The sequence below is a fragment of the Phytoamicus setariae genome (assembly GCF_016722925.1).
GTDB lineage: Bacteria > Pseudomonadota > Alphaproteobacteria > Rhizobiales > Rhizobiaceae > Rhizobium_E > Rhizobium_E setariae.
In genome coordinates this window covers 112,447-137,884 of sequence record NZ_JAEQNC010000007.1, presented here as the reverse complement: position 1 = coordinate 137,884, position 25,438 = coordinate 112,447, and the positions used below count along the sequence as shown (strand labels likewise).

24 protein-coding genes are annotated in these 25,438 nt (G+C 58.7%); 10 read left to right on the top strand and 14 right to left on the bottom strand.

What is annotated here, in order from left to right; translation table 11 throughout:
• Positions 1 to 54 precede the first annotated feature (54 nt).
• The 3 genes from JJB09_RS14250 to JJB09_RS14240 all read left to right on the top strand — a co-directional run bounded on the left by JJB09_RS14250 (position 55) and on the right by JJB09_RS14240 (position 5,261).
• Positions 55 to 2,616, top strand: a complete 2,562-nt coding sequence (locus JJB09_RS14250) for a GcvT family protein (protein ID WP_201659245.1) — start codon at positions 55 to 57, stop codon at positions 2,614 to 2,616.
• 207 nt (positions 2,617 to 2,823) lie between these two features.
• Positions 2,824 to 3,657: a response regulator gene (locus JJB09_RS14245; protein WP_201659242.1), complete on the top strand. Its 834-nt coding sequence runs from the start codon at positions 2,824 to 2,826 to the stop codon at positions 3,655 to 3,657.
• Between the two features lie 311 nt (positions 3,658 to 3,968).
• Positions 3,969 to 5,261, top strand: coding sequence for a GGDEF domain-containing response regulator (locus JJB09_RS14240; protein ID WP_201659239.1), 1,293 nt, complete (start codon positions 3,969 to 3,971; stop codon positions 5,259 to 5,261).
• Positions 5,262 to 5,278: 17 nt separating this feature from the next.
• On the opposite strand, the gene JJB09_RS14235 is transcribed toward JJB09_RS14240, so the two are convergent.
• Complete coding sequence (locus JJB09_RS14235) at positions 5,279 to 6,241, bottom strand: GlxA family transcriptional regulator (protein ID WP_425523732.1); 963 nt, start codon at positions 6,239 to 6,241, stop codon at positions 5,279 to 5,281.
• Between the two features lie 363 nt (positions 6,242 to 6,604).
• Complete coding sequence (locus JJB09_RS14230) at positions 6,605 to 6,790, bottom strand: hypothetical protein (RefSeq protein ID WP_201659235.1); 186 nt, start codon at positions 6,788 to 6,790, stop codon at positions 6,605 to 6,607.
• Positions 6,791 to 7,192: 402 nt separating this feature from the next.
• Here JJB09_RS14230 and JJB09_RS14225 point away from each other — a divergent pair, with 402 nt between their 5' ends.
• Positions 7,193 to 8,104, top strand: a complete 912-nt coding sequence (locus JJB09_RS14225) for a LysR family transcriptional regulator (RefSeq protein WP_201659233.1) — start codon at positions 7,193 to 7,195, stop codon at positions 8,102 to 8,104.
• Positions 8,105 to 8,176: 72 nt separating this feature from the next.
• Here the strand turns inward: JJB09_RS14225 and JJB09_RS14220 are convergent, their stop codons facing one another.
• The 7 genes from JJB09_RS14220 to JJB09_RS14190 all read right to left on the bottom strand — a co-directional run bounded on the left by JJB09_RS14220 (position 8,177) and on the right by JJB09_RS14190 (position 14,977).
• Complete coding sequence (locus JJB09_RS14220; protein WP_425523731.1) at positions 8,177 to 10,219, bottom strand: ASKHA domain-containing protein; 2,043 nt, start codon at positions 10,217 to 10,219, stop codon at positions 8,177 to 8,179.
• Between the two features lie 182 nt (positions 10,220 to 10,401).
• Positions 10,402 to 11,367: a methyltetrahydrofolate cobalamin methyltransferase gene (locus JJB09_RS14215; RefSeq protein ID WP_201659229.1), complete on the bottom strand. Its 966-nt coding sequence runs from the start codon at positions 11,365 to 11,367 to the stop codon at positions 10,402 to 10,404.
• Positions 11,368 to 11,471: 104 nt separating this feature from the next.
• Positions 11,472 to 12,524 carry a methylenetetrahydrofolate reductase gene (locus JJB09_RS14210; RefSeq protein ID WP_425523730.1) on the bottom strand — a complete coding sequence of 351 codons (1,053 nt, stop codon included), beginning with the start codon at positions 12,522 to 12,524 and terminating at the stop codon, positions 11,472 to 11,474.
• A gap of 8 nt (positions 12,525 to 12,532) precedes the next feature.
• Positions 12,533 to 13,087 (bottom strand): methylenetetrahydrofolate reductase C-terminal domain-containing protein, encoded by a 555-nt coding sequence (locus JJB09_RS14205; RefSeq protein WP_201659227.1) that lies wholly within the window; start codon positions 13,085 to 13,087, stop codon positions 12,533 to 12,535.
• A complete protein-coding gene (locus JJB09_RS14200) occupies positions 13,080 to 13,382 on the bottom strand; it encodes a virulence factor (protein ID WP_201659224.1) in 303 nt (100 codons plus the stop codon). The genes JJB09_RS14205 and JJB09_RS14200 overlap by 8 nt, the downstream gene beginning before the upstream one ends.
• A 119-nt stretch (positions 13,383 to 13,501) precedes the next feature.
• Positions 13,502 to 14,173: an exopolysaccharide biosynthesis protein gene (locus tag JJB09_RS14195; protein ID WP_201659221.1), complete on the bottom strand. Its 672-nt coding sequence runs from the start codon at positions 14,171 to 14,173 to the stop codon at positions 13,502 to 13,504.
• A gap of 192 nt (positions 14,174 to 14,365) precedes the next feature.
• Complete coding sequence (locus tag JJB09_RS14190) at positions 14,366 to 14,977, bottom strand: DUF1638 domain-containing protein (RefSeq protein ID WP_201659219.1); 612 nt, start codon at positions 14,975 to 14,977, stop codon at positions 14,366 to 14,368.
• Positions 14,978 to 15,264: 287 nt separating this feature from the next.
• Between JJB09_RS14190 and JJB09_RS14185 the strand changes: the two genes are divergently transcribed.
• On the top strand, positions 15,265 to 15,411 hold the full coding sequence (locus tag JJB09_RS14185; RefSeq protein ID WP_201659216.1) for an entericidin domain-containing protein: 147 nt from the start codon (positions 15,265 to 15,267) through the stop codon (positions 15,409 to 15,411).
• A gap of 25 nt (positions 15,412 to 15,436) precedes the next feature.
• Positions 15,437 to 15,571, top strand: coding sequence for a hypothetical protein (locus JJB09_RS26930; RefSeq protein ID WP_281431832.1), 135 nt, complete (start codon positions 15,437 to 15,439; stop codon positions 15,569 to 15,571).
• 60 nt (positions 15,572 to 15,631) lie between these two features.
• Here JJB09_RS26930 and JJB09_RS14180 read toward each other — a convergent pair whose 3' ends face one another.
• Complete coding sequence (locus JJB09_RS14180; protein WP_201659213.1) at positions 15,632 to 16,330, bottom strand: corrinoid protein; 699 nt, start codon at positions 16,328 to 16,330, stop codon at positions 15,632 to 15,634.
• A 421-nt stretch (positions 16,331 to 16,751) separates the two neighbouring features.
• On the opposite strand from JJB09_RS14180, the gene JJB09_RS14175 reads away from it, so the two are divergent.
• Positions 16,752 to 18,308, top strand: a complete 1,557-nt coding sequence (locus tag JJB09_RS14175; RefSeq protein ID WP_201659210.1) for a trimethylamine methyltransferase family protein — start codon at positions 16,752 to 16,754, stop codon at positions 18,306 to 18,308.
• 101 nt (positions 18,309 to 18,409) lie between these two features.
• Positions 18,410 to 19,087 (top strand): 4Fe-4S dicluster domain-containing protein, encoded by a 678-nt coding sequence (locus JJB09_RS14170; RefSeq protein ID WP_201659208.1) that lies wholly within the window; start codon positions 18,410 to 18,412, stop codon positions 19,085 to 19,087.
• Here JJB09_RS14170 and JJB09_RS14165 read toward each other — a convergent pair.
• Both JJB09_RS14165 and JJB09_RS14160 read right to left on the bottom strand, forming a co-directional pair.
• The gene (locus tag JJB09_RS14165; protein ID WP_201659206.1) at positions 19,066 to 19,938 is read right to left on the bottom strand and encodes a DMT family transporter; all 873 of its coding nucleotides are present in this window, start codon (positions 19,936 to 19,938) and stop codon (positions 19,066 to 19,068) included. The two genes, JJB09_RS14170 and JJB09_RS14165, sit on opposite strands and share 22 nt — an antisense overlap.
• A gap of 9 nt (positions 19,939 to 19,947) precedes the next feature.
• A complete protein-coding gene (locus tag JJB09_RS14160) occupies positions 19,948 to 20,826 on the bottom strand; it encodes a DMT family transporter (protein ID WP_201659204.1) in 879 nt (292 codons plus the stop codon).
• A gap of 182 nt (positions 20,827 to 21,008) precedes the next feature.
• Between JJB09_RS14160 and JJB09_RS14155 the strand changes: the two genes are divergently transcribed.
• Positions 21,009 to 21,530, top strand: a complete 522-nt coding sequence (locus JJB09_RS14155) for an RNA polymerase sigma factor (protein WP_201659203.1) — start codon at positions 21,009 to 21,011, stop codon at positions 21,528 to 21,530.
• Positions 21,527 to 23,671 (top strand): vWA domain-containing protein, encoded by a 2,145-nt coding sequence (locus tag JJB09_RS14150; protein WP_246748724.1) that lies wholly within the window; start codon positions 21,527 to 21,529, stop codon positions 23,669 to 23,671. Before JJB09_RS14155 ends, JJB09_RS14150 begins: the two co-directional genes overlap by 4 nt.
• A 77-nt stretch (positions 23,672 to 23,748) precedes the next feature.
• Here JJB09_RS14150 and JJB09_RS14145 read toward each other — a convergent pair whose 3' ends face one another.
• A complete protein-coding gene (locus JJB09_RS14145; RefSeq protein ID WP_201659201.1) occupies positions 23,749 to 24,090 on the bottom strand; it encodes a hypothetical protein in 342 nt (113 codons plus the stop codon).
• A 172-nt stretch (positions 24,091 to 24,262) separates the two neighbouring features.
• Entirely contained in the window at positions 24,263 to 25,273 is a 1,011-nt protein-coding gene (gene bmt / locus JJB09_RS14140) for a betaine--homocysteine S-methyltransferase (RefSeq protein ID WP_201659199.1), read from the bottom strand.
• Between the last annotated feature and the right edge of the window lie 165 nt (positions 25,274 to 25,438).

Below are 25,438 nucleotides of genomic sequence, written 5' to 3'. Positions count from 1 at the left end.
TCAACGTCACCGCCGGCCGAAAAATCCGTTCAACATCAATCAGGGTTGCATGCAATGGCAGAGTTTCCACAAAAGGCGAAGGTTGTCATCATCGGGTTGGGTGGAATTGTGGGCGCGTCAATCGCCCATCACCTGATCGAGAGGGGATGGGACGATATCGTCGGCATCGACAAATCGGGCATCCCGACCGATATCGGCTCGACGGCGCATGCGTCAGACTTCTGCTACACGACCAGTCACGACTACCTCTCGGTCTGGACGACACAATATTCCATCGATTTCTATGAGAAGATGGGACACTACGCCCGCATCGGCGGCCTTGAAGTGGCCCGCACCGGCGACGATGCCTGGATGGAAGAGATCAAACGCAAACTGAGCTCGGCCAAGGCCTTCGGCACCCGCGCCCACTATGTCAGCCCGGCCGAAATCAAGGCGAAGTTCCCGCTGATCGAGGAAGATCAGGTCATGGGCGGAATGTTTGACCCGGATGCCGGCCTCGTCATCCCGCGCTCGCAGACTGTTGCAGGCAAGCTTGTCGATGCCGCCGAGAAGTCCGGTAAGCTGACAATGTTCGGCAATACGCCGGCCAAGTCGCTGATCGTCGAGAATGGCCGCATCAAGGGTGTCGTCACCCATCGCGGCACGATCATGGCGGACCACGTCATCGTCTGCGCCGGTATCTGGGGTCGCCTGATCGCCGAAATGGTTGGCGAAGACCTGCCCATCATGCCGGTCGATCATCCGCTGACCTTTTTCGGCCCCTACAACGAGTTCGAAGGCACGGGCAAGGAGATCGGCTTCCCGCTGCTGCGCGACCAGGGCAACTCCGCTTATATGCGCGATACGGGCGATCCCAAGACCACCGAAGGCGGCCAGCTCGAATGGGGGTATTATGAAACCACCAATCCGCGCCTCTGCCATCCGCGCGATATCCTCGAAAAGCAGGAAGCGCGACTTTCACCCTCGCAGCGCGACCTCGACATGGAACAGATCCTCGAGCCGCTCGAGAAGGCCATCGAACTGACGCCGATCCTCGGCGAAATCGGCTACAATGAAGGTCACTCCTTCAACGGTCTCCTGCAGGTTTCCGCCGCCGGCGGCCCATCCTGCGGCGAAAGCCAGAAGGTACGCGGCCTCTGGTATTGCGTCGCCATCTGGGTCAAGGACGGTCCGGGCTATGGCAAGCTGATCGCCGACTGGATGACCGACGGCCGCACCGAGATCGACCACAATTCGATCGATTACGCCCGTTTCTACCCGCATCAGCTGGAAGAGAAGTTCATCGAAGGCCGCTGCTACGAGGCTGCCCAGAAGATTTACTTCCCGGCCGTGCACACCCGCGAGCCCTACGCTTCGGGTCGCGGCGTCAAACGCTCGCCCTTCCATGAGCGCGAAAAGGAACTCGGCGGATATTTCATGGAGCTCGGCGGCTGGGAGCGCGCCCATGGCTACAAGGCCAACGAGCACCTGCTGGAAAAGTATGGCGACCGCGTTCCGGTACGTGAAAACGAGTGGGACAACCGCCATTTCTGGCGCGTTTCGAATGCCGAGCATCTCGCCATGAGCGAGGATTGCGGCATCGTCAATCTTTCGCATTTCCATATGGTGGATATCGAAGGACCTGACCATGTCGAACTGCTCGAATGGCTCTGCGCCGCCAAGATCGGCGGTGACGGCAATATCGGCAAGGGCATCTACACCCACTTCCTCGACGACGAGGGGATGGTGCGCGCCGACTTCACCGTCATTCGCATGGCCGACCGCTGCCGCCTGATCAACGGTGCCGATGCCGGCCCGCGCGACTTCCATTACATGAAGCGCGTGGCGGAAGATCGTGGCCTTGATGTCACCATTACCGATGTGACCGAAAAGTTCATCACCATCGGTATCTGGGGCCCGAATGCCCGTGCAACGCTGAAGACAGTCGTTGCCGATCCGACTGGCCTCGATCCGGAGAATTTCGCCTTTGCCGCGATCAAGCAGATCGAGATATCAGGCAAGCCAGTGACCGCTTTCCGTATTTCCTATGTCGGCGAGCAGGGCTGGGAGCTGCATATGAAGTACGAAGACGGCCTTGCCGTCTGGGATGCGCTGCGTGCCACCGGTGTCATGGCCTTCGGCGTCGAGACTTATGCAAACTCGCGCCGCATGGAAAAGAGCCTGCGCTTGCAGAACGCAGACCTTCTCACCCAGTACAACCTGATCGAAGCGGATCTCGCCCGTCCGAAGGTCAAGGAGTCCGATTTCCGCGGCAAGGCCAAGCATCTGGAATACAAGGCTCGCGAACACCAGCCAGCAATGCTTTGCACGCTGATCATGACCGAGAACACCGACAAGAACGGTGTCAAGCGCTATCCGGTCGGCTCGCTGCCGGTCATGGACCCTGAATCCGGCGAGGTGCTGATCGACGAACTTGGTCGCCGTTCGTACACGACTTCGATCGCCTTCGGCCCGACGGTCGGAAAGAACATCGCTCTTGCATATCTGCCCTGGTCGCATTGCCAGGTCGGCCGCAAGCTCAACGTCGAGTACTTTGCCGAGACCTATCCGGTCGAGGTGGTCGGCGTTGGCTACAAGCCGATCTACGACCCGGAGAACCTCAAGCCCAAGTCATAAGTCGGCTTTTTCGCCATTCGTTGAATGGCGAAGCACGCCGCATCCGAGCAGCGAGCGGCGCACGACCAGAAGAAAAACCCGCGGCCCCCAAAAGGGGCCGTTTTTCATTGCCTTATCTGCTTTTTTTCGCTGTCTGCCCTTAACCAATTCTCAAAGCCTGTCGCATAGCGTCCGGCTTTAGCAAAATCCGTTTTATGAAAGCAAATCATGGATTTCTTGGGAGTTTCCGGAATGCACTATTCCGGGGTGTCGTTGAAGGGCAACCGCATTATCGTTGCTGAGGATTCCAACGTCTTCACATCGATGATCAGTCAGCGGATCAAGGAGCTTCTCGAAATCGACGTCGAGATCTGCCGTGATTTCGAGGAATTGCAGAAGGCCAACGAAAAGTCCGACGAGCCGATCCGGCTTGCGATTTCCAACATCAATCTGCCGGGTGCGGAGCAGGGCGAAGCCCTGGACTACCTTGTCGATGTCGGAATTCCGACCATCGTGTTCACAGGTACATTGCAGGATACGACCCGCGACAAGCTGCTGTCGAACCAGATTGTCGATTACATCATCAAGGACAGCGTTTTTGCCGTCGATATGCTGGTGGAAGCAGTTTGTCGGTTCCTGACCAACCACAATCACCATGTGTTGATCGTCGACGACAGTCAGACCGCGCGCGCCCTGCTGACGACTCGACTGAAGCGTTACAACTTCAAGGTCAGCGCGGCGGAGAACGGCCACAAGGCTTTCGAGATCCTCAAGGCGAACCGCGACATTTCGTTGATGATCACCGACTACAACATGCCTGACATCGATGGCTTCGAACTGACGCGCCGAATTCGAGCGCATATCGGTTCGCACCAGTTGCGGATCATCGGGGTGTCATCGTCGACGGACCGTCTGCTCTCGGCACGATTCCTGAAGGCCGGCGGTAACGATTTCATGATGCGGCCATTTATCGATGAAGAGTTCTACTGTCGCGTCAATCAGAATCTGGACACTCTGTCCCAAATGAGAGTCTTGCTGGGGCGACAGAAAAAAGCCGGGTGAACGCCGAAGTTTATATTTCGGTTATACGCTTCAATAGATAGATTCGCTGAAAGTTATTTGGGTTTTCCAGCGAAGTTTTGTTTGTTGTCTCGAAGTAAATCACATTTGCTGCTGCCTTAACGAATTTGAAAGCTTGGCCGGAATAACCTCTGAACACGACGAAAAGCTGCTGTGCGCCACTCGAAAACGGGGATACTCCGGTTCCGAGTGCGCTTGGGCGCATGCTGTCTGAACGACGTCTGAGTTCGGGGTTTCTTGTTCAAAAGGAAGCGTACAACGTGGCTTTTCGCAACGCGTTCGGAAGACCGTCCATGCCTCGGAAGCACGAAGGGCGGCAGATTCTGCTGGTTGAGGACACACGCTTCTATTCGATCGCCATTCGCGAGCGGCTCGAGGCTCTCTTCGGACTGAAGGTAACGCATTGCGCCACGTTTTCCGGTCTTCGGCATGAACTCAACCAGTCGCCAGATGCCTATGGGCTTGCGATTGTCGATCTTTTCCAAACGGATGCACCCAACGGCGAGGCAGTAGATTTCATCCTGTCTCAAAACCTGCCGCTGATCGTATTTTCAGGGATCAGCAGCGATCAGATGCGCGAGCAGATCATCGCCAAGAAGGCGGTCGACTATGTCGCAAAGAGTTCGGAACATTCCATCGACCGGCTCGCAGCGGCGGTGGACCGCTGCCTGACGGCCAGCATGGCTGAAATCCTGGTCATTGACAGCGTCGGCAAGACGACAATGCCCGACAGCTTGCGCCGCTGCGGATTTTCCCCTGTCGTTGCATCGAACGATGCGGAAGCGCTGGCAGTGCTCGACAAGGCCCGGAACATCGAACTCGTTCTGGTGCGCGCCGATCTCGCCGCAAAGCGCAATTTTGCACTCGTGCAGACGCTACGCTCGCGCTATGGCGAGGACGCGATCCGCATCGTCGGTTATTCCGAAGTGACGGGGCACGACGATGTCGCCCGGTTCCTCGGCGGTGGAGGGGATGAGTTCATTCATCTTCCGGTCAGTGCCGAAGATCTGGCAGGGCGCCTCAGCCACGTGCTTGGCATCCATCGGCGGATCAGGGTTCTGCAGCGGATGGCATCGCGCGATTTTTTGACAGACCTGTTCAATCGTCGCTACTTTTTCGATCTTGGGCCGAAGCTGGTGGAGATGAGCTTGCGCCAATCCCAGCCGGTATCAATGGCGCTTCTGGATATCGATCACTTCAAGCGGCTCAACGACACCTATGGTCACGAGATCGGCGATCTCGTGCTGAAGGCGGTGTCGAAGAAACTGATCTCGCTAGTCGGAGAAAGCCAGCACCTGGTCGCGCGCCTCGGCGGCGAGGAGTTCGGCATCCTGTTTACGGGCCTCGACATAGAGGGTGCCTACGATTATTGCGAACTGGTTCGCAAGGAGATCTCGCGTGTGCGTGTCGTCGTCGACGAGGAAGACCTCTCCGTGACGATATCCATGGGGCTTGCGAATATCAGCGCGTCCGAAACGTTCGACAATTACCTCAACGCGGCTGACCAATATCTCTACATGGCCAAGCACTCCGGCCGAAACCGGGTTTTTTCCGATTACCAGGTGTCGCGGATAATGGCGTCCTGAGCGGACGCCATCGGTGCTTACATCACCGCGCCGTTGACGCTGGGCATGGTCGCCAGTTGCTTGCGGTCCGCGCGCTCCTGCTGAGGGGAACGACCATAGAGTTCGCGGTAGCACTTCGAAAAGTGCGACGCCGAGACGAAACCGCAGGCGACAGCCACTTCCACGACAGGCATGGAGGACTGGACCAGCAGGTGCCGTGCCCGATCGAGCCGGATTTCCAGATAATAGCGGGCAGGGGAACGACCCATTTCCTGGCGGAACAGGCGCTCGATCTGGCGACGCGAAAGCCCCGCCTTGTCGGCGATGTCGACCAGCGACAAGGGTTCAGCCAGGTTGTTCTCCATGATCTCGATGATCGACAGCACCTTGGAATTCTGGACGCCCAGCCGCGCGCGCAGCGGTAGCCGCTGGCGATCGTTGGCCGAGCGGACGCGATCGGTGAGGTGCTGCTCGCAGACGCGATTGACGAGGTTTTCGCCGAAATCCTGGCGGATAAAGTAGAGCACCATGTCGAGCGACGCCGTGCCGCCTGCACAGGTGTAAATGTTGCCGTCGATCTCGAAGAGGTCGGCATGCACATCGGCTTGCGGGAATGCTTCGGAGAAGCCCGGCAGGTTCTCCCAATGGATGGCGCAGCGCTTGCCATTCAACAGTCCCGCCTGTGCGAGAACATGGGCTCCGGTACAGAGGCTGCCGACGGCGATGCCGCGATTATAGACTTCGCGGAGGTAAGCGTTGACCGACTTGTTGCGGAATTCCTCCACATAGATGCCGGAACAGATCAGCACCATGTTGGGTCGCAATTCGCCAGTCAGGTTCTTGCGTTCGTCCATGAGCGACGTCTTGGCCTCAAGACCAATACCGGAAGACGAATAGACTTTCTGGCCGTCCGCCGAGGCTATCCGCCACTGATAGGCTTCGTATCCCAGCATGCGGTTGGCAATGCGCAAGGTCTCGATTGCGGCCGAAAACGGCAGCATGGTGAAGTTCGGGACAAGGAAGAAGACGATCGTACGCTTCACTTGGGGCTTTTTGGACACGGGGTAATTCTCAGGCCGCATATTAACACCTTACATGTCGCTCCAAGCAAAATCGCCTATGTCGCGCATGTACAAATTGGTCTGAATGCGCCACAAAAGAATTGCGTCATGGCGACGGATTCTGGCCTTTTTGCGACGTGATGCAAGAGCTGAAGCAATGTCGGAAAATTGAGCTCTGAGGGGAAATCTAATATAGGAGCAGGAATAATAGCTTAGCTGGAGTGTCGGAGAAAATATGGCTGACGTCGTTCCGGAATTTAGGGCAGGGAAAGCGAAAAATTCCGGAACGTCCGTCGTCTATGGTTACTTTTCATTCGTGGAATCCGGCGCGCGGAAGCCGACATCCTTCATGACGTCGAAGGGTACGGATTCAATTTCGCGCATCATGCGGTAATCGCTCCAGCGCTTGCGCAGCGAAGCAATGAAGCCCGGATGTTCGTTGCCGCGGGCGCTGTGGCCGTAGTGGGGGTCGTAAGCAAGTATTGACATGGTCGTGTTCCTTTTGGATGCGTGCTTGGGAGGCGGTTGCATTCATGTAGTATCTATTCGCTTGACTTATTAGACAAACGAATATGTTTTATCTCAATCATCAATATAATTGACGAAACGATCGTAGTTGGGGCCGGCGCCAATGTCTTTTGCGACATAGGATGGCAGGCGCGACAATTCACGGGCGAGCAAAGCTCTTCGCCGAGCAGCGCGTGCTGATCTCATTCTGCCTTCGACATGGTGCAGGATCGCGACGGAGGTATTCGTTAGAAAGTTTGTCATTGTCCTATCCCTTCATCATAGGGTCCGATCTGCTTGACGACTTGACTATGCGCGCGACCTGATGTTCAATCAAACGAATTGGAATGAAGCTATCTTTCAATAAAATTGAAGGCACTTGTCATGGCCAACACCGTTCCCTCAGCACTGCCGGTTCTCGAACTGGACATCATGAAGACGTTTATCGCGATCGCCGAAACCGGCAATTTCACGACGGCCGCGGAGGTCGTTTTCCGGACACCGTCGGCGGTGTCCATGCAAATCAAGAAACTCGAGGACATGCTTCGCGTCAGTCTGTTCCGACGCGATGCCCGCTCCGTTTGCCTGACGCACCACGGGGAACTCCTGCTGAGTTACGCCAAGCGTATGGTTGCGCTCAACAATGAGGCGGTCTCGCGGTTTGTCGTGCCTGAAATGAACGGCATCGTGCGGCTGGGTGCGCCAGACGACATCGGAGAGCTGATGTTGCCTGGGATTCTCAGGCACCTGTCGGAGACCTGGCCGAATCTGGCCATAGATGTGACGATAGAATCCTCCGTCAATCTGCACCGCGCCGTCGAGGATGGACGCCTCGATCTGACGCTCTACAACTTCCTCAATGCCGTCCGGGCCGATCCCGCCGAGAAGGTGATGACCGAGCAACTGGTATGGGTCGGAAAGAGGCACGGTCAGGCGCATCTCAAGACGCCGTTGCCGATATCGGTCTGGGACAGTGGATGCAGTTGGAGGACGCGCGCCCTTGAGGAATTGACGAAATCGCAGATCGAGTTCCGCATCGCCTATTATTGTGGAAGCCACATGGGACAGACGGCGGCAATTCGCGCAGACATCGCGATTGCGCCACTGGCGCGGTTCCTCGTGCGTGACGATATGGTCGAGTTGGACGACAGGGACGGGCTGCCCGATCTCGGAAGCTACGATATCGGTCTTGCAGTAAGGCAGGGCGCGTCTCAGCCTGCGCTGGCAGTGGCCGACTACATCCGCGCGGCGCTTGGCGACAGAAGCTTCAAGCAACTGACCGCAGTGGCTGCGTAACGCTCGGCACGCGCCTTACCGTTTCGGTTTGTTTTCAGCTCCGCAGTCATCGATTTGCGGAGCTGGTTTGTATCAGCCACGCTCGCGGCGTCTGCGACGACCACCGCCATCCTCGCCGCCAGCGGTGATCACCTTGCGCTCCGGCAGTGCAACGATCTTGGCGAGCTCGGGGAAGGGGTCGACCTTGTTGGGCAAAGCCATGGCGTCGATGAACAACTGCTGGAAGTTGCCTTCGAGCGCGGTCTCGATCTTCTCGATCTTCTTGACCATCTGCTCGATTTCGCGGCGGTGGCCGCGATTGAGCAGGGCCATCAGCGCGCCGGTACCGGCGGCATTGCCAACGGCCTTGACTTCGCTGAGATCGCAATCCGGGATCAGGCCCAGCACCATCGCATATTTCGGATCGATGAACGAACCGAAAGCGCCGGCAAAACGGATCGCATCGACCTTCTCGACGCCCTGCTTCTCCATCAGGAGCTTGATGCCGGCATAGAGCGCGGCCTTGGCGAGCTGAATGGCACGAACGTCGTTCTGGGTCACGGTGATGCGCTGTTCGCCATCGCCGCGCAGCAGATAGGAGAAGGTGCGGCCGTTCGGAATGATGCGGTGACTGCGTTCCGCCAGCGAGCCGTCAACGACGCCGTCTTCGGAAATGATGCCGGAGAGGTACATCTCGGCAACGACCTCGATGATCGCCGAACCGCAGATGCCGGTCACGCCGACAGATGCCGCCGCCTCCTCGAAGCCTTCCTCGTCTGACCACAAGTCGACGCCAATCACCCGGAACTTGGGCTCCAGCGTCACGGGATCGATGCGGATGCGTTCGATCGCGCCTGGTGCGGCACGCTGGCCGGAGGAAATCTCTGCACCCTCGAAAGCAGGTCCGGTCGGGGACGATGCTGCCACCACCCGTTCGCGGTTGCCGAGGATGATCTCGGCATTGGTGCCGACATCGACCAGCAACATCATCTTGTCCTGGCGATAAGGCCCTTCGGACAGCGTTGCACCCGCTGCATCGGCGCCGACATGTCCGGCGATGCAGGGCAGCATGTAGACGCGTGTGCCGCGGTTGACGTCGATATCGATCTCGTGGGCCCAATATTGCAACGCGCCGGAGACGGCGAGCGCAAACGGCGCCTGACCGAGTTCTGTCGGGTCGATGCCGAGGAACAGGTGGTGCATGATGGGGTTGGCAACGAACACCATGTCGAGGATGTCCTCGCGATGCACACCGCCTTCTTCGCAGACCTTGCCGATCAGGCCGTTGAGCGCTTCGCGCACGGCCTTGGTCATGGCTTCGCGGCCGTCCGGATTCATCATCACGTAGGAGACACGGCTCATCAGATCTTCGCCGAAGCGAATCTGCGGGTTGGAGGTGCCGGACGAGCCGACGATGCGGCCCGACAGCAGCGACACCAGATGCATGGCAATGGTGGTCGAACCGATGTCGCAGGCAATCCCGTAGGCCTCGTTCTTCAGGTCCGGCCACAGCCCGACGATGAACGGACGCGAAGAATCCATGTCGCGATGGATTGCGGCGGTGACGCCCCAGTTGCCCTTGCGCAGGATCGACTGCACCTGCGGAATGAGATGTGGGGCGATCAGCAGGTCCTTCCAGCCCCAGTCCTTTTCCAGCACGGCCTTCAGCCGGTCGAGATCGCCGAGCGGCTTGTGCATATCGGGTTCTTCTACTTCGACATAGCAAAGCTGGACGGCGGCGTTGCGCTCGATGACCCGGTCTGTCGCGGCCTTGCGGACGACCTGGGCGTTGACGACGGTATCCTGCGGGACGTCGATGACGAGGTCCCCGAGAATCTCGGCCGAACAGGAGAGGCGGCGTCCTTCCGGCAGGCCGCGAACGCGGTCATAGCGCTCTTCCTTGGGGCCACGAGCAGAAATATGGTCGTTGGAGGAGACGATCTTGTGCTTGGCGAAGTTGCCTTCCTGCACTTCGACCTGGCAGCGGCCGCAAGTGGCCCGGCCGCCACAGACGCTTTCGACATAGACACCCAGCTTGCGGGCCGCTTCGAGCACCGGCGTGCCGATAGGGAAGCGACCGCGCTTGCCCGAGGGCATGAAGAGTACGAGCGGATCCTTGCTTACGCCTTCGGCCATTGCGGACTCATTTCCCGACGTGTCGTCGTAACGCATTTCAATTCTCTCTCTACGATCAGACCCTTATCAGACTGCACCTTATGCATCCGAAATAGTATCCAGATCCCGACATGCAAAGATCACCCTGCAGCATTTCAGCAGGGTGATCTCAATTCAGGCGCTCACATATGAGCGAAATTGCTTCAAGCCGAAGCTGCGCCGTTGCCCGTCCGAGCCGCACGTCCGCCGCGGCGGCCGCCGGCCGGTGCGCCGGATGCTGCAGCCGGAGCAGCAATCGCGCCCTCGGCAGGCTTGTGGTCGCGGTAGGTCGTGATCCAGTTGGTGCAGTTGGGGTCGGTACCGTTGAGCACGTTGGCGGCGCGCACGGCTTCCATTTCCTGCGGGCGGCAGGGGTTCATGATCGCCGAGGTCATGCCGGCGCCGATGACCATCGGGATGAAGCCGGCATTGATACCGTGGCGGTGCGGCAGGCCGAAGGAGATGTTGGAAAGGCCGCAGGTGGTGTTGACCTTGAGCTCGTTGCGCAGGCGGTGTAGCAGCGCGAAAACCTGACGGCCGGCATCGCCGAGTGCGCCGATCGGCATGACCAGCGGATCGACGACAATGTCATGCGGCTTGATACCGTAGTCCATGGCGCGTTCCACGATCTTCTTGGCGACGGCAAAGCGCACGTCCGGATCCATGGAAATGCCTGTTTCGTCGTTGGAGATCGCCACTACCGGAACATCGTACTTCTTGCAGAGCGGCAGGATAGCTTCGAGCTTTTCTTCTTCGCCGGTGACCGAATTGACCAGCGGACGGCCCTTGGCGACCTTCAGCGCTGCCTCGATGGCAGCGGTTACCGAACTGTCGATGGACAGCGGTACATCCACGAGGCCCTGGACGATTTCCATGGTCTTGACGAGCAGGCCCGGCTCGGTCTCGTTCGGATTTACCGAGGTGACGCCCGCATTTACGTCAAGCATGGTGGCGCCGGCGGCGACCTGCTCGAGCGCATCCTTGATAACGGTATCGAAATTGCCTTCGATCATCTCGGCGGCCAGCTTCTTGCGGCCGGTCGGATTGATGCGCTCGCCGATGACGCAGAACGGCTGGTCGAAGCCGATGATGATTTCGCGGGTGGCGGATGCGACGATGGTGCGGGTCATGAACTCTTCCTTGAGGGCTCGAATGATATAAAGATTTCTTTATATGCGTATTGGTTGGGTGGCAAGCCGAGGCTATCGACCGTGCCGGATGCTGGCCTGGGTGTTCATCTCAGCGATTGGTCGACCAGGCCGTTTGCTGTTTCTTCCAGATATTCGTGCATCTCGGATCGAGGCGTGCGCTTCCACGGGGTGCGGCCCTTGAGGACGCCGGATTCGTGGACGATCTCGGAGACATATTCTTCCTGGCGGTAGGCCATGACATGGACGCCACTGACGCCCGGAATTTCCTTCACCTCGTTGATGATGTCGATGCAGAGTTGCTTGCCTTCCTTCTTCTGATCCTGTGCTCCTTCGAGCCGCTTGATGACGGCGTCCGGGATATGGATGCCCGGGACATTGGAGCGAATCCACTTGGCGGTCTTGGCAGACGCCATTGGGCCGACACCGGCGAGAATGAAGCACTGCTCGGCATAGCCGAGGTCAACAACCTTCTTCATGTATTCCTTGAACATCGGCACGTCGAAGCAATACTGGCTCTGGACGAACTGTGCACCGGCTTCGATCTTCTTGCCCAGGCGATAGGGGCGGAAATCGTAGGGCGGCGCAAAGGGATTGATCGCCGCGCCGAGGAAGACCTGCGGCGCTTTGGTGATCTTGCGGCCGGAAAGAAACTTCGACTGGTCGCGCATCGTGCGGACGGTTTCGAGCAGCGACATGCAGTCCAGGTCGAAGACCGGCTTGGCGCCCGGCTGGTCGCCGGCCTGCACGCCGTCGCCCGTCAGGCACATGATGTTGGCCACACCCATGGCCGCCGCGCCCAGCACGTCGCCCTGGATGGCGATGCGGTTCTTGTCACGGCAGGCGATCTGCATGATCGGCGCATAGCCCATGCGGGTCAGCAGCGCGCAGATGCCGACGGACGACATGTGGCAGTTGGCACCGGAGGCATCGACGGCATTGATGCCGTCGACCCAGCCTTCGAAGATCGCTGCGCGGTCGTAGACCTCCTGCGGGTCGGCGCTGTCGGGCGGGTTCAGTTCGGCTGTGACGGCGAATTCGCCGCGACGCAGCACGCGCTCCAACCGGCCGAGCGAGGAGTGGCCGGGCAGGGGATCCAGCGGCAGGTGCGGGCCGAGTGGATTTTCATCGATATGCACCATGCGGCTCACGCGTCCTTCTTCATTGGTTCTTTTTCGGCAGCCGATTGAGCAGTGACGCGCAGCCAGGCCGAGGTTTCGCGCAGCGACTGATCGACAGGCTTCTGCACGTTCATGATCTTGTCGCCGTGCACCATGTTGCGCGAGCCTTCCCAGGCCTTGACCCAGACGCAGGGCATATCTGGCTCGACCTCGCAATTGCCATTGGCGCGAACGCCGCCGCAGGGGCCGTTGCGAAGCTGCTTGGGACAGTTCATCGGGCAGCTCATGCCAGTCGACGAGAGCACGCACTGGCCGCACATGCGACAGTCGAACATCAGGCCCTTGACGTGCTTCTCGACGAATTTGACCGGTCTTTCGACGCGTGCGTAGCCGAGCTTGTTCCACACGGGGTGCAACAACAAAAAGAGCTTGGCGAACTTGTCGTAAACCCATTCAAGCTGCTTGGAATGGCGGATCGACCAGAGGCGGATCGTGTAGCTCCGCTTCTGACGTCCGACAGCGGATACGCCGGAAGGCACATAGGCCGTCGCCGGTTTCTTGTGGATCTTCAACTCAACCATTTTCGCGGCCGCCGCTTTTTACAAGCGCGACGAGCCTTTCGCGGTCGTAGGTCGCTTCAAGCTCTGCCGCCATCTTGTCGGCCTCGGCTTCGAGATCGTCGGACACAGGCACAGGATCGGCCTTGCGCCAGTCGGCCAGATAGTCGCCGCTTTCTGCCGCGCCGGTACGCATGGCACACATGTCGATCGCCTCGGTGAAGCGCAGCGACAGCTCGCGCTTGGCGTTCGTTCTACCCTTTTTGATGATTACCTGCGCTGGAATATCACGCCAGTAAACGATGATGCGGTCAGCCATCCCCAAACTCCTCTTTCGCCTAGAATGGAACAGGAGCAGGCTGCGCCGCCCGGCTAGGCACGACGTCGCATTGGCCTTATTGCGACAAGTGAAAAATCCCGGTCGCTTCCGGGCGGCCGTTACGAAAAGAACTGCAGGAAAGTGGTCCAGTAAAGGGGGATCTGGTGAAGGAAATGGGGGACAAGTTTGACAAGTTCGTAGCCGATGTAACCGATCACCACCGAGAAAACGATGCCGATGACAGCGCCGACAGCCAGAACCAGGCCGTCGCGTTCGGTCAGGCCAAGGCCCATCAGCGCCAGCGCGTAGGCTGGCCCCATGTTGCCGAGCGGTATCGGCAGGAAGATGACGAGTGCCAGCAAGAGGGAAAACAGGCCGATGATCCGTTCGTAGAACCGGCTGTTGGCTGGCCAGAAGCGCGGCTTGATCAGTTTTTCGGCTTTTTGCATCCAGGGCACGAACTTGTCGAGAACCGCAGAAAAACCCTTGTTGTCAAATGCATAGTAATGCAGCCGCTTGGGCAGCCAGATTGTGTCGAGGCGAGAAAATGCCATCTGAAAAGCGATGAATACCAGTGGCAGCCCGAGAACGAAGGTGGCGCCCGGCGGCAGAGGAATGAGATTGGGAAGACAGAAGACGACGAGAAAAGCGCCGAAGGAACGATCGGCCATCGCATCGGCGATTTCGCCCAGAGTGACCTTTTCACCGGCATTATCCGAAACATGACGAAGCAGCTCGGAAAGCTTCTCGGGCTTTTCCTTGATCTTCATTTCGTTGACGATCATTTCCATGCTGATATCCGACACGTGGCACCTATGCACTGCTTGGCGCGAAACACACGACAATGCTGGATAGTTCAGTCCAACACCATCCCGCCGTGGTAGCTTAGGGCCTGTTCCTTAAAGTGCGATTATCATGCAATTAAGACCACGGATCAGGCGCGAAAAATATTTTTCATTGCCTCTTTGTGCAGTACCGAAGACTTAAGCCGACATGATCGCTGCTTCAAGGTCGCCGTACCCGGTAAAGCGGTATTCATAATCCAGCTTCAGGTAGTCAGCCGCCCACCGAGCCTTTTTCTGCAGCTCAGGATCTTCTGTTTGTGCGAGATAGACGATCTTGGTGTAGTTGCCGAATACCATATCACGCAGTTCCGGGTGCTTGTCGAGTTTGAGCGGTTCGATGACGAATGCCTCGAACTGGCGGGCGATGAGATCTGTCAGGTAAAATGCTGAAATCTCATTGTCGCATTCGGCGAGGAATTTTTCCGTGCCGGTATAGAAGGCATAGCAATGCGGCCCCGCGATCCGTTCGATGCCTTCTTCTTCACAAATCTTGTCGATCTGTCCCTGGGTGCCGCATTCGGCGTAACCAATATAGATCCGGCGAAACCCTTCGGCGCGCGCCTCGGCAATCTTTTCTCGCAGGGCCGGCGCGATCTTTGTGGGATAGACGTGCCAGATCGCAGGAAGACACTGCAGGTCGATATGTTCGAGACCATTGGCTGCCTTGAGTGCGATGATCTCGCGCGCGATCGCGCCACAGGCGATAACGCGGACGGGTTCGGGTGCAGTATCGGAGGGTGAGGCGTTCATGGGTGGGTCCAGCAGCTATACTGTTATCAATATAGTCTAATTCAATCTTGATGAAATGCCGGCTGCGGCAAAAGCTGGCGCGCGCAAACTTCAATCGGGCCGCGGAACATTTGGCTGTGCTCCACCGGTTTTGTGGATTTCTCGCGAATTCTTGCGTGACGGTTGAACAAATCCGCGTTTCGCGCGTTAAAATGCCGAGCGGCTCGGCTGGCAAACAGAGGCAGGAGTCGCTTTGATGCGCATGAGGCGGGCCGCCTCGTCATTCCATTGCGATTTGGAGAGCCAAGATGTCGAACATTTCCGCGAAGATTGTCATTGCCCTAACCGCCGCAATTTTCCTCACCTCGTGCGCCAATACGATCCGTGGTGCCGGCCGCGATGTGTCGAACACCGCCAATGCGACCGAGCGCGCCGCCAAGGACATCGCAAACTAACCACATCAGACAAGGAGAAATTGAAATGTCCAGGCTAACGACTTCAATTGTCCTTGCCTTGATTGCGGCACTTGCGCTGTCGTCTTGCGCAAACACCATCCGGGGAGCCGGACGGGATGTGTCCAACACGAAGGATGCCGTCAAGGACGCCGCGAACTGATCTCAGGAACGCAACAGGCCGCGCATTGCTGCGCGGCCTGCCAAGTTCCGGAACTGTCTATCAACCAGCTGCGAGCATGTTGTGCTTGCGCTTGATATATTCCTTTGCGGTCTCTACGGCGACGGCGGCATCACGGCAATAGGCGTCGGCGCCCACAGCCTTGCCGAATTCCTCGTTGAGCGGGGCACCGCCGACGAGGACGATATAGTCGTCGCGAATGCCCTTTTCCTTCATCGTGTCGATGACGACCTTCATGTAGGGCATGGTGGTGGTCAAAAGCGCCGACATACCGAGAATGTCCGGCTGTTCGCGCTCGATCGCATCGAGGTAGTTCTCGACCGGGTTGTTGATGCCGAGGTCGATGACATCGAAACCGGCACCTTCCATCATCATGCCGACGAGGTTCTTGCCGATGTCGTGGATATCGCCCTTGACGGTGCCGATGACCATCTTGCCCTGCTTCGGAGCGCCTGTGGCGGCGAGCAGCGGGCGCAGGATGAACATGCCGGCCTTCATCGCGTTGGCCGACAACAGAACTTCCGGCACGAACAGGATGCCGTCGCGGAAGTCGATGCCGACGATACGCATGCCTTCGACGAGCGCTTGCGTCAGGACGTCGTAGGGTGCCCAGCCACGCCCGAGGAGGATGTTGGTGCCTTCCTCGATTTCTTCCTTCAGGCCATCATAGAGATCGTCGTGCATCTGCTGCACGAGTTCTTCGTCCGAGAGCTCGGAAAGAATGATTTCATCGTCTGCCATTGCGATCCTCGTGAATTGAATTTTAAAGCCGGTAGTTCGGCCAAATCGGCTGTATGCCACTATAGTTAGCGTTCGCCATTTGCAAAGCGTTTTCGAAAACGACGTGCTCGGGGACGAAAAACGACGAAGGCCATACAAGTTGGCGCAATGGAGGTGAGTTCTCTTCCCGCTGGGTGGCCGAAAATTGCACTGTATCCCGTATTATCCAAAAAAAGCAGCAATTTCCGGGGTAAACGCCTGCGGCTTGCTCGAGCAGATCCAGCGCATGCCTGAATTTTTCCGATCTGAATCGTGGCACATCTTCGTTACTTCGTTTCCAGCGCACACATTGGCGCTTTCTGGAATGTTCCTTTTGCGGCATTGTTTAGGATCGGTGGAAACATTGAGCCGTGCATAACGGATTTTCGCAGAGGAAACGACAATGGACCAGACAAACGAACAGGCAGAAGGCGGCGGGCGGCGCGGACGTGGAGCGGCCGCACGGCGTGCATCGCGTACGGGTGGCGGTCCGGGTGCGTCTCTTCCCTATATCACCCGCAAGATTCGCGAGTATGAGGTGCTTGACGAAGAAGGGCTGCAGCTGATCGAGCGCAATGCCGACTTGATCCTCGAGGAAATCGGCATCGAGTTCCGTGACGATGCCGAAGCGCTGGCGCTGTGGAAGGAAGCCGGCGCCGACGTGCGCGGCGAGCGGGTACATTTTCCCAAAGGGCTGTGCCGTGAACTGTTGAAAACGGCACCGTCGAACTTTACCTGGCATGCCCGCAATCCGGAGCGCAGCGTCCATATCGGCGGCAAAGCGACTGTGTTTGCCCCCGTCTACGGACCTCCCTTCGTGCGCGATCTCGAAGGCGTCCGCCGCTATGCGACGATCGAGGACTTCAACAATTTCGTCAAGCTCGCCTATATGGCACCGTCGATGCATTCGTCGGGCGGAACGGTGTGCGAACCGGTCGATATCCCGGTCAACAAGCGCCATCTCGACATGGTCTACAGCCATATCAAATATTCCGACAAGCCTTTCATGGGCTCGGTCACCGCTCCTGAGCGCGCCGAGGACACGATCGCCATGGCAAAGCTGGTGTTCGGTGACGATTTCGTCGAGAACAATTGCGTTACCCTCAACCTCATCAATGCAAACTCGCCGATGGTTTTCGACGAGACCATGGTGGGAGCGCTGAAGGTTTATGCCCGACACAATCAGGCAACGGTCATCTCGCCGTTCATCCTGTCCGGTGCCATGAGCCCGGTGACAGTCACCGGTACGCTGACCCAGATCCTTGCCGAAGTCCTGGCGGGTGCGGCGTTCACCCAGCTGATCCGCAAGGGCGCTCCGGTGCTGTTTGGTACGTTCGCTGCGTCGATCTCCATGCAGTCGGGTGCGCCGACCTTCGGCACGCCAGAGCCGTCGCTGGTATCGTATGGTGCGGCCCAGTTGGCGCGCCGTCTCGGATTGCCGTTCCGTACCGGTGGCTCGCTTTGCGGTTCGAAGGTTCCCGATGCCCAGGCAGCCCACGAGTCGGCCAACACGATCAATATGACGCTGCTTGCCGGCACCAATTTCGTGCTGCACGCGGCTGGCTGGCTCGAAGGCGGCCTGGTCTCGTCCTACGAGAAGTTCATGATCGACCAGGACCAGCTCGGCATGATGCAGAAGATGGCCGAAGGCGTGGATCTTTCCGAAAACGCGCAGGCGCTCGACGCTATCCGCGAAGTCGGCCCGGGCAGCCATTATCTGGGTTGCGCCCATACGCAGGCCAATTTCCAGACCGCTTTCTACCGCTCGGCACTCGCCGACAACAATTCCTACGAACAGTGGGAAGTGGAAGGCGCCAAGCGCATCGAACAGCGCGCCAATGCGCTTTGCCGCTCCTGGCTCGATCAGTATGAAGCGCCCGCGCTCGATCCGGCGATCGACGAAGCCCTTCTCGCCTATATCAAGCAGAAGAAGGATTCGATGCCCGACGCCTTTACCTGAAAGGGTCCCGAAGCCAGGGAGAGTGGCGGACGGTTTCAGGTTGCCGACTGGATACAGCGGGACGTTTGGCGTCCGCACTACAGACCGCCTGGCCGGACATAATGGGTAGCGATCAAGACATCATCGAAGACATCCGTGCGGGGCTTTCCCCGCACGGAATTTTTTTGCGCGGGATGATCCACTTTGATGACGATGGACCGGAACTGGCAACGGGTGGGACGGCGCGCACCGTCATTCTGTTGGGCAATATCGGCGGCTCGATCTGGCCGGCCTTCGAGGCCTGGTTCTCAACGCATCTCGACGTCGCCGATCCCCTGGATACCTGGTCCCAGGAGGTGATCCGGCCAACGGCTGAAGAAATCGGCGCAACGTCATGGTTTCCCTCGGAAAAACCCTGGCAGCCTTTCCAACAATGGGCGATGCGGGCGGAAGGGCTGAAGCCGTCACCGCTTGGAATTCTCGTCCACCCCGAATACGGACTATGGCACGGGTATCGCGGGGCGCTGGGATTTGGCGAGAAGATCGGAAAAGTCAGCCAGCCGCAGCGCATCCATCCATGCGACCATTGCACCGCCAAGCCTTGCCTCACATATTGTCCCGTCGATGCGATCAAACCGGCATCATTCGACGTCGCCGCCTGCCGGTTGCATCTACTTTCGCCGGCGGGCCGGCATGGCTGCCTGGCGTCCGGCTGCCTGGCGCGCAATGCCTGTCCTGTCGGTGCTGAATATCGCTATCCGGACGAACAGTTGCGGTTTCATATGGCGGCTCTCGCCTGACGTCGTTGGCTGATGACGACGTGCATGACCACTGCACCCAGCACGATGCCGCCGCCGACCAGCGTTTGCGGTCCGGCGGTTTCACCGAAGGCGAGCCACACCCAGAGTGGCGAAAGCGGCGTGTCGAGCGTCGAGATCAACGCGGTTTCAACCGCCGGCAGGCGGCGCGAACCGAGTGAGAACAGCGTCAGGCCGGCCGCCGAGTTCAGCAAGCCGAACAGCACGAGATAACCGAAATGCGTCGGCGTCACCGCCGAGAGGTCGGCAAATGGCAGGCAGACCAGGCCGCTGACGAGTGAGCCGACGCAGGCGCATGCGGTGATCGCGATCGTCGGGTTCAGGCGGATGATGATGATCGACAGCGCCATGCAGAGCGTGGCGACGAACGAGAGAATATCGCCGGACAGGCCGCCATCGAAACCGAAACCCATCATGATGGCAACGCCGAGAATCGCTACGGCCGAGGCCACGAGCACGGTTTGCGAAGGGATTTCGCGGAGGAAGAACCAGCCCAGGAACGCCGAAATCAGCGGAATTGTGGCAAAGATCACGGCATTGTGGGCGACCGAGGTCAGCCCCAGCGAGCCGATGAAGGCGATCATGCCAAGAACGACGAGGGCGATGTAAATCGCTTCGTTGCGTCCCATGGTGATGAAAAGGCGAGGCCATTTTCGCCCGTTCATGATGACAATGACGATGAACAGCCCCAACGCGCCAAAAATGCCGCGGCCGGCAATCATCGTCGGGTAGTCCAGGTCGATCAGGCGGGTGAAAAATCCGGCGGAACTCCAGGTTATGGCGGCCGCCATGACAAAGAAAAGACCGAGTTGGTAGTCGCGGCGAGGGTCCATGTATATTCCTTAGCCAGCTGCTTGCGGCAGCGGCGATGCCTTCTGGCTTACAATGATGTGGCCAATGACTGCGGCGAGGACGATGCCTCCGCCGATGATCGTGTTGATTCCGGGAGTCTCGCTGAAGGCGATCCAGACCCAAAGCGGCGCAAGCGGCGTATCGAGTGCGCCAATCAGCGCTGTCTCCACCGCCGGCAGTTTTTTCGATCCCAGGGCGAAGAATGCCAGGCCGATGGCTGAATTGACGACGCCGAGCAAGGCGAGATGGCAGAGTTGCAGGCTGGTGACGTCCAGCGGCGCACCAAGGGGCCAACAGATGAACACGCTGATGATCGCGCCGATGCAGGCCGATGGCAGGACCGACATCGTGGGGTTTTTCCGGATGACGATAATCGAGGCGGCCATACTCAGGGTCATGCCGAATGACAGGATGTCACCGAACAGACCACCATCTCCACCGAAGCCGACCATCAGCAGCACCCCGACCAACGCTACGCCACTCGAAACGATTGAGCTGCGGGTCGGATACTCGCGCAGGAAATACCAGCCCAGGAAGCCGGCGAGAAACGGAATCGTTGCGTAAATGACGGCGTTGTGGGCAACAGACGTGTGGCGGAGCGATGTGATGAACATCATCATGCCCGACACCGTCAATGCGATGTAGATCAGTTCCACCCTGCCGATGCGGGTAAACTCGCGGACCCATCCTTTGGGGTTGCTGAGGATGATCACCAGCAACACGCTGACGCTTCCGAAAATGCCTCGCCAAGCCAGCAGGGTAAAGCTGTCGAGCGGTATCAGTCGGGTAAAGAACCCAGTCGTGCTCCATGCAATCGCTGATATGGTCACAAAAAGCAGACCAAGCTGGTAGTCGCGGCGGGAAGACATTGCGTGCCTTTGGGAAACTGAGTTTTTTATACCGGAATCAATAATCGGCCAGCGTTAGAACAAGGTGCTTGCTGTGTACACCGGTTCCAACTGGCGGACGGACAAAATAATCCGGGCCTACCCAAGGAATTGGCAGTGGCAAACGTCTTACCCTCATATGGCAGTTGAGAGGGCGAACCGAATTGGAACCGGAACTAATCAGGCGTGCATCTCATGGGGATCGGTTGGCCTTCGGGCAACTCGTGGAGATGCACTATGATTTTATTCATGCGGCGGCCTGGAAATGGACGCGCAACAGAGCGGATGCAGAGGATGTCGCACAGGATGTCTGCGTGAGGCTGGCCAATGCGATCCGCGGCTTCCGGGGAGAGGGACGCTTCCGCACATGGCTCTACACGCTGGTGCTGAACGCGGTGCGCGATCTGGCGCGGAAATCGCAGCGGGATCGGCGCAATGCGGCGGAATGGAGCCTCGACCCCTCAATGCACTCGGAACCCATGCACGAGGAAGACATGCAGGAACTCTGGACAGCCGTGCAGACATTGTCGCCAAAACAGCGCGATGCCGTGATGCTTGTCTATGCCGAAGGGCTCGGCCATGGCGAGGCGGCCGATGTGCTGGGTTGTTCGGAAAGCACCGTCTCGTGGCATCTCCACGAGGCGCGCAAGCGGTTGAGGACTATCCTCGGCCGGGAAGTGGCATGAAGGAGCGTATGATGGAAAACGAACTCGACAAACTCGGCCGCATGACGTCTCCCCAGCCATCGGATGCAGCCCGTCAGCGTGCCCTTGCTGCCGCCATGTCGGCATTCGACGCTGAAGAAAAAGTTTCCCTCCATACCAAAGGAACGCAAGAGATCCGTCGTCAAAGCTCCATACTAACCCAGATGTGGAGCTCCATCATGAACAAGAGATTGCTGGCCGGATCGGCCCTCGCCACGCTTATCGTCCTGCCCGCTGCCGGCTACATCACCATCGGAATGCTCCATGACAGGAGCTTCCAACTCGGTGAAATGCCTGTTTTAGCCGACAAGGATGCCGGGCTGGAATCGGGCAATGTGGGAAAAAAGCCGGAACCTGCTACCCAAAAGATGGAAGAGCTGGCCGGGGCCGGTGACGCGAGCAAGGCAGTTCCCACTGCCGCCGGTCAAGGCCGGAGCGACGTGCAGCAACCGGTTGTCGACAGCACCCAGAACCAGGCTGTTGCTGAACTGCCGAAGCCGGCGCCCGCTGCAGACGCCAGCGACTTGACCGCCGAGACCGAGACTGCGCCGGTCGATGCCCTTTCGGTCGCCCGTCCAATGACGGTGCAGCCAACCGGTGCAATGCGCAAGAAAATGTCGATCGGCACGAGTATGGAAAGCCAGGGCGTCGTCGCGCCATCGCCGACAATCCTGCAGAAAGATGCCGGGGACCGGTTCACCTCCAAAGAAATCAACCCGGTACATTCCGTTGCCACCGACCCGGTCTCTACGTTCTCGATCGATGTCGATACGGCGTCCTATGCCTATACCAGGCAGGCGATCATGAGCGGCCATCTGCCGGAGCCGGACAGCGTACGCGTCGAGGAGATGATCAACTACTTCCCCTACGACTGGAAGCCGCCGCAAAGTGCCGATCAGGCTTTCAATGCCAACATCACCGTCATGCCGACGCCGTGGAACACCCACACCCAGCTGATGCACATCGGCATCAAGGGCTATGAGATCCAACAGCAGGAGCAGCGGCCGGCAAACCTCGTTTTCCTGATCGATGTTTCCGGTTCGATGGACGATCCCAATAAGCTGCCTTTGCTGAAAAGCGCGTTCCGCCTGCTGGTGGGCAAGCTCAAGCCCGATGATACCGTGTCGATCGTCGTCTATGCCGGCAATTCCGGCGTGGTGCTGGAGCCGACCAAGGCAGCCGACAAATCCAAGATCCTTGCTGCAATCGACAATCTTCAGCCTGGTGGTTCGACCGCCGGTGCCGAGGGCATCGAGGCAGCTTACCGGCTGGCGGAGAAGGCGTTTGTCAAGAATGGGGTCAACCGCATCTTCCTCGCCACTGATGGCGATTTCAATGTCGGTCCGTCCAGCGACGAAGACTTGAAGAAGATGATCGAGGCCAAGCGCAAAACGGGCATTTTTCTTTCCGTTCTCGGCTTCGGCACCGGCAACTATAACGATGGCCTGATGCAGACGCTGGCGCAGAACGGCAATGGCGTCGCCGCCTATATCGACACGTTGTCGGAAGCGCAGAAGACGCTGGTGCAGGAGGCAACGGCCTCGCTGTTTCCGATCGCCAAGGATGTGAAGATCCAGGTGGAGTTCAACCCGGAGAAAATCGCCGAGTACCGTCTCATCGGTTACGAGACCCGTGCGTTGAAGCGTGAGGATTTCAACAACGACAAGATCGATGCCGGCGAGATTGGCTCGGGCCACCGGGTGACGGCGATCTATGAGGTCACTCCGAAGGGCAGCCCGGCAGTCCTGAACGACGATCTGCGCTACGCGGAGAAGAAGCAGGACAGCACACTCGCCACCGATGTGAAGGTGGCGGCCTCCGATGAGCTCGCCTTCGTCAAGATCCGCTACAAGAAGCCTGATGAGGACAAAAGCAACCTGATCACCATGCCGGTCAGGGCCGGCGAGGCCAAGGCAGGGGTGGATGACGCAGCTGGCGATGTCCGCTTTTCGGTGGCGGTCGCCGCCTTCGGGCAGAAGCTGAAGGGCGAGAACCAGCTGTCCGACTACAGCTGGGACAGTATCCTCAAGCTCGGCACTGACTCCAGGGGGATGGACCCGTTCGGCTATCGGGCGGAATTCCTCAAGCTCGTGGAACTATCAAAGAGTTTGAAAGGCGAATAACCCGTTCACCATTCGCCTTTCAACGGAGCCTGCCCGGCTCCAAGCCCTCTCCCTGTGCCCTCGGGGGGAGGGCTAAATCATGCTTTGGGAAAGGCCTTCTCCAAGCCCTTCGACTGCGTCAATCCTTCGCGAAACGCTAGGTAAGCTGCGTGCTGGGAGGCGCGGGCGAGTTCCATCAACCGTATCTGCAAGCGCGCCGGTGCATTGCTGCCCAGCCACTCGCCGGCCTTCGACAGTCTCAGCGCATTGAGGAACCGCGCCTCAGTTGCGCGATTGAGCCAGAGCGTCAGGCCGTCGAGCAGATTGTCATCCTGGACCGGATTTTCCATCAGCAAGGTCAGGTAAGCCTGATCGGTTTCGGCGAAGGCGTTCAGGCGGTCGGCGACTGTATCGCGGTCGGGGAAGGGAGCTGCATTCATCTGTCATATCCTGGAATCGTTATGCTGATTGCACATTACAGTTCTGACCGTCGATTTCGTCAGCGGTGGGGCACGGCGACAAGGTGCTCCACAGGCAATTGCCGGCTGGAATGGAAAAGCCCGGTCTCGCAAGCGCGACCGGGCTTTCCGTCAAGCGGCGATATCTGGCTGATCAGCTGCGGCGGCTGCGGCGCTCGCGCGGAGCAGCTTGCTCTTCGGCAGTCTTGTTGCGCAGCGGCCCGATCTTTTCGACGATTACATCGAGCGTCGGGCGCGCTCCGGCAACATGATTGTCCACGGCCACGCGGATTGCCGCCAGATGCTCGCAGGAGGTGCCGCAGCAGCCGCCGATGATTTTTGCACCGGCATCCATTGCCAAACGCGCATATTCCGCCATCAGAGGCGGTGTGCCGGAATAGTAGATCTTCTCGCCGCGGAATTCCGGAATGCCGCAGTTGCCCTTGATGACAATGGTCGCATCAGGTGCCGCTTCAGACATGGAAAGCAACGTGGCCAGGATGTCGGATGCGCCGACGCCGCAATTGGCACCGACTGCGATGGGGCCGTCGCCAATATCGGGCGCGACGCCGTGGATGTCCTTGGGCGCAAGCCCCATCATTGTCTTGCCGGCGGTGTCGAAGGAGCCGGTGTAGACGTAGGGCATGCCAACCTTGACGGCAGCTTCGGCGGCAGCGCGGATTTCATCGGGCGCCGACATGGTTTCTATCCAGGCGACATCGGCGCCGCCAGCCTTCAGGCCTTCGATCTGCTCGGCAAAGGCCGAAACAGCGTCTTCATAGGTCATTGCGCCGAGCGGGATCAGCAGCTCGCCAGTGGGGCCGACGGAGCCAGCCACGATCACCTTCTTCGGAGCCTTGTCGGCCACCGCGCGGGCGATTTCAGCCGCGACCTTGTTCAACTCATGAACGCGGTCTTGAGCATGATGCAGCTTCAGCCGGTGGCGCGTGCCGCCGAAGGTATTGGTGAGGATGATATCGGCGCCGGCATCGACGAAATCCTGATGCAGCTTGGTGATGTTTTCCGGCTTCTGGGTGTTCCAGAGTTCCGGCGCTTCGCCGGCCTCGAGGCCCATGGCAAACAGCGATGTCCCGGTGGCGCCATCAGCGAGCAACACGCCCTTTTCGGCAAGGAGATCGGAAAGGGGATTGGAAGAGGCGGTCATATTTTGGTTTCCCGGGTTTACGATTTGAACAAAGATATAAAGATATCTTTATGTGAAGTCCAGAGACACGAGCGGCGCTCGACCCGAAAATCTGGTCGACCGACCTTGAATATAGTTTGATGTCATACTAAATAGTTTGAAGGCAAACCAGATAGGGTGATACGA